This is a genomic window from Flagellimonas aurea, from assembly GCF_017313785.1.
GTDB lineage: Bacteria > Bacteroidota > Bacteroidia > Flavobacteriales > Flavobacteriaceae > Flagellimonas > Flagellimonas aurea.
The window spans coordinates 501,470-513,842 of record NZ_JAFLNL010000002.1 but is presented as its reverse complement, the minus strand read 5'-3'; the positions used below and the strand labels follow the sequence as shown (position 1 = coordinate 513,842).

Annotated in this window: 13 protein-coding genes; 6 read left to right on the top strand and 7 right to left on the bottom strand. The window is 39.8% G+C overall.

Annotated elements, in window-relative coordinates; all coding sequences use genetic code 11:
- The first annotated feature begins 102 nt into the window (after positions 1-102).
- From J0656_RS05555 to J0656_RS05540, 4 genes are all read left to right on the top strand, one after another.
- Positions 103-666, top strand: a complete 564-nt coding sequence (locus tag J0656_RS05555; RefSeq protein WP_207032132.1) for a helix-turn-helix domain-containing protein — start codon at positions 103-105, stop codon at positions 664-666.
- Positions 663-1,130, top strand: coding sequence for a response regulator (locus J0656_RS05550; RefSeq protein WP_207032131.1), 468 nt, complete (start codon positions 663-665; stop codon positions 1,128-1,130). Before J0656_RS05555 ends, J0656_RS05550 begins: the two co-directional genes overlap by 4 nt.
- Positions 1,131-1,205: 75 nt before the next feature.
- Positions 1,206-3,377 carry a sensor histidine kinase gene (locus J0656_RS05545; protein ID WP_207032129.1) on the top strand — a complete coding sequence of 724 codons (2,172 nt, stop codon included), beginning with the start codon at positions 1,206-1,208 and terminating at the stop codon, positions 3,375-3,377.
- Positions 3,378-3,574: 197 nt separating this feature from the next.
- Positions 3,575-4,597: a helix-turn-helix domain-containing protein gene (locus tag J0656_RS05540; RefSeq protein WP_207032127.1), complete on the top strand. Its 1,023-nt coding sequence runs from the start codon at positions 3,575-3,577 to the stop codon at positions 4,595-4,597.
- 151 nt (positions 4,598-4,748) lie between these two features.
- Here J0656_RS05540 and J0656_RS05535 read toward each other — a convergent pair whose 3' ends face one another.
- Positions 4,749-4,889 (bottom strand): hypothetical protein, encoded by a 141-nt coding sequence (locus J0656_RS05535; protein ID WP_207032125.1) that lies wholly within the window; start codon positions 4,887-4,889, stop codon positions 4,749-4,751.
- Between the two features lie 392 nt (positions 4,890-5,281).
- On the opposite strand from J0656_RS05535, the gene J0656_RS05530 reads away from it, so the two are divergent.
- Positions 5,282-5,770, top strand: coding sequence for a pyridoxamine 5'-phosphate oxidase family protein (locus J0656_RS05530; protein WP_207032123.1), 489 nt, complete (start codon positions 5,282-5,284; stop codon positions 5,768-5,770).
- Positions 5,771-5,874: 104 nt separating this feature from the next.
- Here J0656_RS05530 and J0656_RS05525 read toward each other — a convergent pair whose 3' ends face one another.
- Complete coding sequence (locus J0656_RS05525; RefSeq protein ID WP_207032121.1) at positions 5,875-6,408, bottom strand: lipid-binding SYLF domain-containing protein; 534 nt, start codon at positions 6,406-6,408, stop codon at positions 5,875-5,877.
- A gap of 243 nt (positions 6,409-6,651) precedes the next feature.
- Between J0656_RS05525 and J0656_RS05520 the strand changes: the two genes are divergently transcribed.
- Positions 6,652-6,879 (top strand): hypothetical protein, encoded by a 228-nt coding sequence (locus J0656_RS05520; RefSeq protein ID WP_207032120.1) that lies wholly within the window; start codon positions 6,652-6,654, stop codon positions 6,877-6,879.
- Positions 6,880-6,934: 55 nt separating this feature from the next.
- Here J0656_RS05520 and J0656_RS05515 read toward each other — a convergent pair whose 3' ends face one another.
- The 5 genes from J0656_RS05515 to J0656_RS05495 all read right to left on the bottom strand — a co-directional run bounded on the left by J0656_RS05515 (position 6,935) and on the right by J0656_RS05495 (position 12,358).
- Positions 6,935-7,933 (bottom strand): bile acid:sodium symporter family protein, encoded by a 999-nt coding sequence (locus tag J0656_RS05515; protein ID WP_207032117.1) that lies wholly within the window; start codon positions 7,931-7,933, stop codon positions 6,935-6,937.
- 99 nt (positions 7,934-8,032) lie between these two features.
- A complete protein-coding gene (locus tag J0656_RS05510) occupies positions 8,033-9,073 on the bottom strand; it encodes an LLM class flavin-dependent oxidoreductase (RefSeq protein WP_207032116.1) in 1,041 nt (346 codons plus the stop codon).
- Positions 9,074-9,111: 38 nt separating this feature from the next.
- A complete protein-coding gene (locus J0656_RS05505; protein WP_207032114.1) occupies positions 9,112-9,381 on the bottom strand; it encodes an ArsR/SmtB family transcription factor in 270 nt (89 codons plus the stop codon).
- Between the two features lie 196 nt (positions 9,382-9,577).
- Positions 9,578-10,978, bottom strand: coding sequence for a Gfo/Idh/MocA family protein (locus tag J0656_RS05500; RefSeq protein ID WP_207032112.1), 1,401 nt, complete (start codon positions 10,976-10,978; stop codon positions 9,578-9,580).
- A gap of 24 nt (positions 10,979-11,002) precedes the next feature.
- Positions 11,003-12,358, bottom strand: coding sequence for a TolB family protein (locus tag J0656_RS05495; RefSeq protein ID WP_207032111.1), 1,356 nt, complete (start codon positions 12,356-12,358; stop codon positions 11,003-11,005).
- Between the last annotated feature and the right edge of the window lie 15 nt (positions 12,359-12,373).

Below are 12,373 nucleotides of genomic sequence, written 5' to 3'. Positions count from 1 at the left end.
AAAAACACCACAATTGTGTTAAATAATTATTTAAATTTAGTCTATACTTGCAATGGCTTGCCCCGGCCTTAAAGAGACTTTGCCAAATTATGCAGGAGAAGGATGAAAATTAGTGTCAAATATGATTTAAATATCACTTGTAAAACCATTTTAAAGGAGCAATTGGATAAATTGGATATTCCCCACCTGCTTCATGGTACTGGTGAGATAGAGATAAAGCGGGCAATTTCTGATGAAGAGATGCAGGAATTGTTCAATAATTTAAATGCATATGGCATTTATGTCCTGAACGACCAGAAAACAGTCTTGGTGCAGCGCATAAAGAATACCATAAACGAAATGTTGGAAGATGACCAGTTAAAATCGCAAAAGGTTTCCGAGTATCTTGCCGACAAATTAAACTATTCCTATACATACCTCTCCAACCTTTTTTCTGAAACCACCTATACATCAATAGAGAATTTTGTGATTCTCAGAAAAGTCGACCATGCCAAAGATCTTATGGCCGACACTGACCTAACATTAACAGAAATAGCCTATCGTTTAAACTATAGTAGTGTAGCACACTTGTCCGGGCAGTTTAAGAAAATAACAGGATTGACACCTACAAAGTTTCAAGAGATATTGGAAAGACGAAGAGGTACTAGAATACAACAAACTATATGAATAAATTTCCTTCCAATTCAGGCAAACAGATTTTAAATGTAGCCCTTGCCGATGATGATGAGGACGACCGCTTATTTTTTCAAGAAGCTATTGAGGATATTTCCATCCGGACAAAACTATCGTTGTTGAGCGATGGACAGGAATTGATGGACTACCTGAACCTTCCTAACATTATTCTGCCGAATTTGATTTTTTTGGACCTGAACATGCCCATTAAAAATGGAATGCAGTGTTTAAAGGAGATTCGTTCAAACCCAAAGCTCAATGATGTGTGCATTGCCATATATTCAACTTCATGTTCCGAAAACGATATCGAGGAAACTTTTGTCAATGGAGCCAATGTTTATTTGAACAAGCCCAATAACTTTAGTAAATTGAGGGATTCCATAGAGAAGGTTTTGCAGATCAATTGGCAGTACCACACCTCTAACCTCAATCGGGATAATTTTTTGTTGCGATTGTGATCAAAATTGAGCAGCATATGTTTTAATTATGTGCTACTTATAATAAAACCTTAAAATAGGTTACTGCAACTACTAATGGATTTTAAGATTTTTCGTCGCATAGCCCAATCACCCGTAGTGGACAGAATTGCCTTGGCATTGGCCATAGTATTACTTCTTTTTATTACCACCGTATTGTTCAAGCAGATAAGAGATCTGGAAGTTTCCGCAGAGATGGTATCCCATTCCTTAACGGTGGACAAAGAAATAAATAAGTTGTTCACCCAATATGACCTGATGGAGTCTGCAGAGTTCAGATCTGTGATTTTAAAGGATTCAACTTTTGAAGCATCGTACATAGACCATAAGTTGCAAAATGATAGAACCTTTGATAGGTTGTATGGACTGGTCAAGGAGATGCCCTACCATCGGAGAAATTTGGATACGGTTTCAAAGTTAAAGGATAGCCTACATACGACCCTGACCGCATTACACGGTAAGGTAAAACCAATGGAGGCAGATTCTACCGCCATGGTTTATGTGGAGAGAGCAGCTTCCATCCTAAAAAAACTTAGGGGATTCAAGAGAAATATGCTGGCTAATAACGAGAACTTTCTTCAGGACAAATTGGTGACCTATAGGAGGCTTACCTTTCTTACGCCGCTAACCACATTGTTCCTTGCCCTGTTTTCCATTGTTATGTTCACTATAGCATTTTTCAGGTTACGGAGGCACAAAAACAAAATTCAATCCTCTGAGGCTTTGTTGCAGAACATTGTTCAGAGTACCGATAACATAATGAACTATTATGAGCCCATTTACGATTCCAATGCAAAGGTGGTCGATTTTAGGGTAGCCTTCGCCAATATATGCAACAGGGACTATTTAAACCTAGAACCGGATGAACTTCTTGGAAAGCCCATAACCGATGTTTTTCCGTTTGTTCTCAAGAACAACGAACTGCAACGGATGATAGATTGTTTTCTTGAAAACAAGACCATAGATTTCGAGCGTCAGGTTACCGTGGAGGGCCAACAATTTTGGTTCCACACCTTTGTTAGGGCAATGGATGGTGGAATATTGGAAGTAGTGCGAAACAATACAGAGGAGTACAAGGCCAAGGAAAACCTATTAAGGGCCAACCAAGAATTGGAGGTTCAGAACTTTATTATGTCCGAGGCCAAGAAAGTGGCGAAAATTGGAAGTTATACATGGTACTTGGATACCGGAGAGGCAGAAATATCCGAAAACTATTACCGAATATTGGGTTGCGAACCAGACGAGTTTAAACCATCACTGGAAAGATACAGGAGTTTTGTGCACCCAGAAGATTTGAAGCAATATGATGAATACGGGGAATGGCATAGGGCAAAAAAAGAACCACGGGACCATACATACAGAATCATATCTAAAAACGGAGAAGTAAAACACATACGTACCAAGGGCCAGTTTATACAAAAGGATGGGAGAACTGTACTGATCGGTGTAGTACAGGACGTATCCGACCAAATAGCGGCAGAAAATGCATTGAGGATAAAGAATCTTGAACTAGAGCGCAGCAATGTGGAACTGGAGTCATTCAATAGGGTAGTAAGCCATGATTTACAGGAGCCCTTGCGAAAAATCCAAATGTTTATATCCCGTATTGATGGGGAGGAAAAAAATAAATTGTCCGAAAGAGGAAGAGTATATTTTGATAGAATAGACAAAGTAGCGGCCAGGATGCAATCCTTGATCCGTAACCTGTTGAACTATTCTCGAATAGATAGCACTCATGATGATTTTGAGGTAGTCGACCTTAACAGTGTCATGAAAAAGGTCAGCGAAGAAAATGCAGAGCGCATTAAGGCCGAGGAAGCAGAAATTGTTTGGGAGGATCTACCCATGGTACACGGAGTAGGCTTTCAACTCGAGCAACTTTTCGGTAATTTGGTGTCCAACTCCTTAAAATATCGAAATCCCAAAGTAGCTCCCAAAATAAGGGTAACATCTGAAATGGTTGCCAATGACCAGATTACTGAAGAGTTCTTGAAATCTTCAAAGCATTCTTTTAAAATAACTTTTACCGATAATGGGATAGGCTTTGATAATACGAATGCAAATAAAATATTTGAAGTGTTTCAACGCCTTCACTCCAAAACCCAATATTCCGGTACGGGCATCGGATTGGCCATTTGTAAAAAAATAGTCGAAAACCACCATGGCTATATCCAAGCAACCGGTGAGAAGGGCAAAGGCTCCGTTTTCACCATCTACCTTCCTGTTTAGTCCGGAACTTACTCAAAGACGCTATCAAAAAGCTTGTTTAAGAGCTTTTTAACACTATTTCCGGGCATATCAAAAAGTTCTATAACAGAATCCAAAAGTTGTATAAAATACTTTGTGGCTTAGTAGGTGATCTTTACAAAACAAGATTTTTCATTATCAATCAGTAATAGAAAAAACAACCTAAAACACAATAAGCCATGAAAACGATATCCCTAAAAACAGCAAAAATCCATCAAGTGTTCGAACAATTGCAAGCAGACTTTGCAGGTAACCTAACACATGATACGGAGGAGCATATTCTCGAAATAGACAATCCATTAGGGCAAGGCCTTATAAAAGGCATTTCTTTTAAAGGAGGCATATCCTACATGGAGTTTGACATGGAATTCACGGAAGATGTTATGTTGGTGGCAAGTTCCACCCAATATACCCCAATTTGTTTTGCCTATTGCTCACAAGGTCAAGTGTCGCACAGCTTTGGACGCAAAGGTGAAAAACATGATTTGGAAAATTTTCAGACAGGTATTCTAACAAGCAAAACGTTACAGGACAATGTTCTCTATTTTGAGAAGGACATGCGCCTTAAAATGATACTGGTTATCGTAAGCCCTACCAAAAGAGCGGGAAACGAGAACCATTTAAACCATGAACTTCAAAAACTGTTCTTCAAGGATAATGTTGTGGACAATTTTGCATACATAGGTTCTTACAACCTAAAAGTAGCGGAAAAGGTACGTCAAATAAATACCGTATCCGTGACCGGGATTGCCAGAAAGTTAATGATAGAAGGGTTGGTACATTTGATCTTGGCCCTGGAGATACAGCAGCATTCCGATGACCTTAAGAACGCAACGGTACAAGAATCTTCCTTAACAAAAAAGGAAAGAGAGATTGTAAGGGAACTGTCCGTCTTTATTAACAACTATCCCGAAAAACAGCTATCCGTAGCATATCTCTGTAAAAAAGGAGGTTTATCACCTTCCAAATTGCAAGAAGGCTTTAAAATGATGCATGGCACAACGGTAACGGACTATATAAGGGATGTAAGGGTACGATTGGCAGAGAACCTAATCAAGACCACCGATATGAACATCTCCGAGGTTGTTTACAGCATTGGTTTTATCAGTAGAAGCTATTTTTCTAAAATCTTTAAAGCAAAATATAACTGTAGTCCCAAAGAGTATAAGGACAAACAGAGAAGCTTTGCTATTTCAGCATAAAATAATTGCAACATTAGTGTTGTATCTCTATATATTCATAACATAATTATGTTATCCATTTATTAGTATAGTTTCCTTGCGGGACTTATTATCATTAAAAAAGCTCTCTTTTACGAGAGCTTTTTTTCTTAATCCACTGCAGTTATTTTTATTATTCTTTATTCTGCTGTTCTTTAATGGTATTCTCATCAATATCAAATTTATTCGTATCAATATTGGTGTTCCCGGTAGGGTTTGTTGGATTATTCTGTTTTACTTTTCGTTTAAATTTTCTTTTATCTGCAATACTCATAGTTATCTTTTTAAAGGTTAAAAGTTCATTTTAATGGTACCGTTTCCCAGGCACCGTTCATCATCAATATTAATATAAAGCACAGACGACGCATTCTTTGACATTAATGGTTGAAAGGTTGCCGTATATGGTGGATGTGTGTGGGCAACATAATGAATATGAGTATGTTGAATCGTGAATGGGAATATTACGATTTATTTGATTACGTCCAACATATTATCTAATGAGCAAAGCCAACAGTTGTATTTCGGTTAGATTTATGAAATCATCCAAATGCAATCATCAAACTAAAGTAGATGATGGTCAGAGTAGGGCCAGTAGATGAAAATATAGTAAGAACACTTCTCGGCCGGATGATATAACTGAATCAATAATACATAAAAACAAAAACGATGAACAAGAGAAATTATATGAAAAATGAAGAAGGCCTCAGAAAAGTGAGGACTTTGATTGATGAACAGAAAACTGTGATGATGGCCAGTAATTTAAATACCATACCATTTTCGGTCTGCCCGATGACCGTCCAACAAATGGATGAAAAAGGAGACCTTTGGTTCTTTGTTTCCAAGGATAGTGGACTTTTTAAGGATATCGAGGAAGATAATCGGGTTCAGATAATCTACAACGATGATAACAAGCAGCAATACTTGTCCATTTTTGGAAATGCAACACACATTATAGCCGAACAGAAAAAAGAGGAACTATGGAACCATCATTTGCTCAATTGGTTCGAAGGTAAGGACGACCCCGACCTTACACTCATCAGCGTTAATATGGAAAATGCCTTTTTCTGGGATAACGAGAACAGTAAGTTGGTGCCCTTCTTTGAAGCAGGGGAAAGCAATGTGTCTTCCAGTGAAAAGGGATTTGTAAACTTATAGAACGTATATTCGGATGTCAAGGTCAAACCATAAGGTTTGATTTTAGGTAATAAAAAAAAGGTCGGTAGAAATACCGACCTTTTTTGTTAGCTATACCTTAAATCCTATTGAAAAGGAACATATTCAAATTTTTGGCCACCGATAGAGGCATCTGCCATAAGTCCCGCTTTAGGCATGGCAAATACTACAACCCCATCGTCATAATCTGCGCTTTTGGAGACTCCGGATTTTACGGCAATGGCAGAAAGGTCTCCCGAAAAAGCATAACTTCCGGTTTTAAACTCGTTTAATGCGTCTTCGGTTTCAAAAAAGATAACCTCGGTCAAAGCCTGGCCTCCTGCTTGGAGCCCAACATCAATCTTTTTCATGTCGGCCATTCCTACTTTTTTCCCGTTCTCATATACCACTCCGTTTCCCGAAGCACCACCTAAAATAAAACCACCTTCACCAACATTTGGGAAAATTACATAACCTGTGGATGTCTCAAAGAATTTTTTAAGTCCAGCATCTTTTGCAATGAGCTGTTTTTTAGCCTTTTTGGCATCTTCAATAATTTGTTTGTCCTTACTGTTTTGGGCAAAAGTTCCGAAAGCAACAAAAAAAGTTGCCAATACGGTTATTGTTTTCAAAGTTTTCATAATGTGTGTTTTTTATTAATATTTCTTTTTAAAATAAAACTGGAAACATCCAGCTCTTTTTCCACTTTCAAGATACTGGGGATTGAAGGTGGGTATTTGCTTTTTCCAAGAAAAAATTGATCCATTTCTAATTGACTAACAGTAGTTTATGTGGTTATTTGAATCAAGACAATTTTCGAACGGATAAGAACCATGTCCAAGAAAAAGACATATTATTTTTCTGTACAATCTTAAAAAAACATAATGATGAAGAAGTATGGTTTATTGCTAGCATTAGCTCTCTTGATGGCTCTTGCCACTTCCTGCCGGGAAAAAAAATTGAATCATCCAAAAGAAGGAGAAGAACTTAAGGAGGTCAAAGAGACCCAAAATGAAAGTATGGAAAAGTACAAGGAATGGTCCGAATCCAATAAAACAAAAGATAGTGCCGCCATAAAGACTGATTCCACAAATCAAGACTCCATTGATTAAATGGCAGCTTGTTTGCCAAAAATGGTCGTTGTTACGTCTTGCCGTTCTATTTGCTTTATTGATTAGAGGTGACTATTTCCCCTGTATCATCACGTTTGGAGACTTTACTGGCAACAATACTGATGATGAAAATCTGTGTCACGTGAAAAAGCATCAACGGCAATAAAATTATCCCTATCGAAAAAGAAGCGGGAAATAGGATGCTCGAGAAAACGGTTCCATGTACCAAGGATTTTTTGGTGCCGCAAAACTGTGCTGTAATAGTGTCCTCTGTTGAAAACTTCAGTAGTTTGGAAACCCGGCCTATGATGAAGAAGACCAAGAAGAATAGGGCAAGTACCCCTGAGTAGATCAGGGCCAGCTGTTCCAATTTCACTGAGTCAAAGATTCCATCTTCAAAAGAGTGCACAAAACTTTTATATATGATCAATAGAATCACCAACTTATCAAAAAGGGTCAGATAACTACTATATCGTGTGGCAAACCCGCCCAAATATCGATGTAGTAACAATCCAAGAAATACGGGCCATAAAATCTGTAACATCAAACTTGTATAGACATCCATGAGGCTAAAATCACCTGATTGATGTTCCAAGAAAATGCCCATCCACAATGGCGTTACCACAATACCGATCAACCCCGATATGCTCGCATTGAAAATTGCCGCGGGAATATTCCCCTTTGCAATGGACACCATCACCACCGAGGAGGATACGGTAGAGGGGAGGGAGGCCATAAACAAGAATGCAAGCCAGATATGTAAATAATCGCCCGACTTGAACAGTGGGTAGAAAACTATCACCAATAATGGGAAAATTAGGAACACGAAGGATTGCACCAAAATGTGCAAACGCCAATTTTTTAATCCGTGCCTTATTTTTTCGGGATTGAGTTTTAGTCCATAAAAAAAGAAAATGAGCGATACCCCGATTCCTGAAATAGTATCTAAAGGAACCGCACTCTCTCTACTAGCAAGACCTGGAAAAAAGTAGGCCAAAACTATTACTAGGATTATACCTACCACAAATTTGTCAATTTTGATTGATTTTTTCATACGGCCCTTTGGGGAAGTTGGCTATGGATGCTTGACAAACGGGTTTCCATGCGTGATTTTAAAAGTTGGTTTCAATTCTTGACTACACTTTTTGGTAAACTACAAGGAAGATGTTTTGGCAACTTTAGTGCTTTTATTGATTTCCTTCATGATTTCTGCGAACAATCCAGCCGATTTTATACGGTCATCGCTATCATACATCATGGATGAAACAATTATTTCATCGACCTGGGTTTGCCCAATAAATTCTTCCACCTGTTTTTTTACGGTTTCTTTGCTCCCAACAAAACTGTAGCGGGTCATTTGCATAATGGCCGGGTGTTGTCTTACTTCCTTTAGACTGGTGCTCATCTGCGTAGGAGGTTCTATAAACTGTGTTTGCGTGCCGGATAATATATTAATGACCATCCTTAGCGCAGAAGTATATAAACGTTCGGCCTGCTCATCCGTATCCGCAACCACTGCGTTGATACCGGCAATTACATAAGGTTTTTGTAAAGCTTCAGATGGTTGAAACTGGTCTCTATAAATTTCCAAGGCATTGAAGAGCTGTGCCGTTGCAAAATGACTAGCAAAGGCATAGGGCAAACCTTTCTGGGCGGCCAATCTGGCGCTACTGGTGCTTGAGCCCAAAATATAGATGGGCACATTCAATCCTTCAGCCAATGGCACCCTGATTTTTGAAGTTTTGTTGTCGTTCGAAAAATAGTTTTGAATCTGTTCAATATCCTTGGGAAAGGAATGAGTGGCTTCTATAAAACCAGGATTTATGGCATGTGCGGTAGGTTGGTCGGTACCGGGAGCCCTACCCAGACCAAGGTCAATACGATTTGGGTATAGGTTTGCCAGTGTTCCAAAACGTTCGGCAACAACAAAAGGGGAGTGGTTGGGCAGCATTATGCCTCCAGAGCCCAAGCGCAGACTGGTGGTGGCCTCTGCTACATGGCCAATTAAAATTTCGGGTGCGCTACTGGTAATCGCGGGCATGTTGTGGTGCTCTGCAAACCACATTCTTTCATAGCCCAACTCTTCCGCTTTTTGGGCCAGGGCTACCGTATTTTTATAGACTTGGTTGATGGTGCTTCCTTTGGGAAGTACGGCCAGTTCCAAAATGGAGTAAGCAATTTTTTTTGAATCCATATATTTATATGTATCGATATATTGTTGAAATAAAAAAATTATAGCTTTTTGAGTGTCGACAAATAATTGTCCATAACCTCGTGGTTGAGCGTGTAAAAGTAGAACCTACCTTCTTTTTGTGGTTCTATTAAGTCGGCGTCCACTAATTTTTTGATATGATGGCTAACCGATGGTTGTGAAAGGTTCAAGGACGCTGTAATGGTACTACATTCAAGTTTACCATCGCAGGACTGTATGGCTTGGACAATCTTTAGGCGATTAACATCACTGAGCGCTTTCGAAATCCGTTCTATTTGTTTTAAGTTCAAAATGCTATAATATATTGAAACATGTAAATATATCAATAAGTATAAAAACAACAAATACTCGTCAAGGTTTTAGCATAACCATAACTTTTGGTGGAGACAATAAGCTAGCCCAAACAATGATAAAACAATCGGATATACCAATGAAAAATTAACTTATTGTCTCCTTTTTCCTTCCAAAAGATGGTGGGAAATTATTTTATACCAATTTCATTTTTGTGGGATCCCATTGTATGATTTTCTTATCAAAATAGCTCGTGTTACAAGCTAGTGCAGGTGCTGCGGCCCTAAAGCCAAATTCGGCATCTTCAACTACTTCTTTACCATCCCTTATGGCATCGAAGAAATTGGTGAAATGGTCCAAATGGTCACTATATCCCTCAGGTGCTTTATGGATTACATCACCTTTCGGATGTCTTTTTTGCTGTGCCTCGGTCCATTTGGCGTTGTATTCGGTCTTCATGCGTTCTTGCATAGCCTCTGGAAAAGTAAATACGGAATCGTATCCTCCAAAACCTGGAGCCTCAGGCATTTTGCTGTAACTTACAATAATATCATTACGGTCGATGGTAATGGTGCCCTCAGAACCTATCAACTGGATTACTTCCTGACCTCCCGTACCACTGATAAAGTTTACCCGAAGGTTTAATTGAAATGCCGGGTGCTCTTCACTTTTTGGGTATTGCATTACCCCGGACATAACATCGGGCATGTTTCTGCCATCGTTCCAATAGCTGAACTGTCCGGTACTGTAGATGCTTTCCGGTCCTTTGGAATTGGTGATAAAGTGGGTTCCGCTCAACAAATGGATATATAGGTCCCCGGCTACACCCGTACCAAACTCTTTATAAGCTCTCCACCAAAAGAATTTTTTGGCGTCAAATTCCATTTTGTCCGTCACCTCGGTAAAGGTATCCCAATCGGTAGTTTCTGGACTGGCATCATCCGGGATGGTATATTCCCAAGCACCAATGGAACTTTGGCGGTCCCAAGCTGCCTGAACCATATTTAGGTCACCGATTTCACCGGCAGCCAAAAGCTCTTTGGCCTTTGCATATCCAACGCTGCTCACTCGTTGACTGCCCACCTGAAATACTTTTCCGGATTTTTCCGCGGCTTTCATCATTGGGTAACCTTCCTCAATTTTGTGCATCATCGGTTTTTCCAAGTAAATATGTTTGCCTTTGGCAAGGGCATCCAATGTAATTTGGGAGTGCCATACATCGGTGGTGCATATCAGAACGGCATCAATATCATCCTTGGCCAGAAGTTCCTTGTAGCTTCGGGTTACGAATAAATCTTTTCCAAATTCCTCTTGGGCACGAGTCAATCTACTTTTGTAAATATCACAGATACCAGCAAGCTCAACACCGGGAACCTGTAGGGCGGTCCTTAAATCAAAATGGCCCTGTACACCGTATCCGATGACACCGATTCTTACAGTATCGTTGTTGGAGAATGTCCTGTTGTATCTCAAGATTCTCTCCTCTGCTTTTTCTTGGGCAGCAAAAGAAGCAAATGGGGTAGCGGCGGAAGCCAGGGTAGTGGCTCCAATTTGCCGTAGAAACTTTCGTCGTTTGTTCTGATCGTTGTTTTTCATGTGCTTTGATATAATATGTATGGTTTAGTTGACGGAATAGCTCACAAAGGCCAATTTTTTACTGTCCGGACTCCAAGAGGGCACATTTATGGTACCCTGTCCACCGAAAAATACAGGTGTAATATCCTTGATTTTCTTTGCTTCAATATTCATAAGCCTTAGTTTGACCTGCTTCCCGAATAAATGGTTCTGTTTTTGGTCAGACGTGTATGCAATATACACAATCCATTTTCCATCCGGAGATGGGTGCGGAAACCAGTTCGAGTTTTCATCAAAGGTCAATTGTTCCTGTTTTTTGCTGTTGGTCCGCATGCGCCAAATCTGCATATGTCCGGATTTGTACGAGTTGTAATAAATATATTTTCCATCGGGAGAATACTCGGGGCCATCATCAAGTCCTTCGGCCGTGGTCAATCTTTTTTCCTTGCCACCATCAACGCTAATGGAGTACACATCATAATTGCCGTTTCGCTCGGCACAATAGGCCAATCGTTTTCCATCGGGAGACCAACCATGCCAAAAGGACATCACCTCAGAGGTGACCCTTCTAGGTTTGCCACCTTCAATGGGCAGCACATAAATGGCCGATTTATAGGACTTTGGTGAGGGGTCTGTTACATCATTATGACTTATGGCCAACCATTGGTTATCTGGGGAAATACCGTGGTCGTTATTGTTCTGATCGGCAAAACCGGTATCCAATAGCTCTAAATCCTTTGTTTTTAGGTCCAATGTATATAGTTTTCCTTTACTGTTGACTATCAGATAATTATCAGGATGCCAGTTTGGGGCTTCAAAGTGGTCGTCAATAGTTAGAACCGTCTCGATTCTACCGGTTTCAATGTCCACTGTTTGAATGTAACTGGTGGTATCGATTTTATTTTCTGGGGGATGATCATAAAAATGATTGGATTGCCCTACCAATTTCCAATCGCCATCAAATTTTTCCAGAAACCGGACTTCGTTGGATAGAGTTTCTTTGCCATCGGTACCAACCGAAACTTCATCGTGGGCCACCCATGCGATATTTTTATCAATCCTCATTTTATGGTTGGTATGGAAGGCAAATCCTCCCTTTCCTATCATGCTGGACGGTGGGTCAATAATGGTCTTTGTTGGGACATCGATGGTTCGACCATCCGCAGTGGATACCAATATGCGACTGTAGGGTCGTTCCATCCAACAATCCGCATGGGCCTTTTTATCGCCCATACGCCAAGTAAGCCCTTCCTTTTCCAATAATTTGATGATGGCAATGGAATCGTTCTGGGAATGCATGGATGAACTTATAAGAAGCCCAAGAAAAAACAGGAAATACCTTTGGAACAGATGCAGTATATTGCCCAAAGCGTATTCCCGAAGTTGAAAAAAATGCTTCATGATTACTTTGTTTAG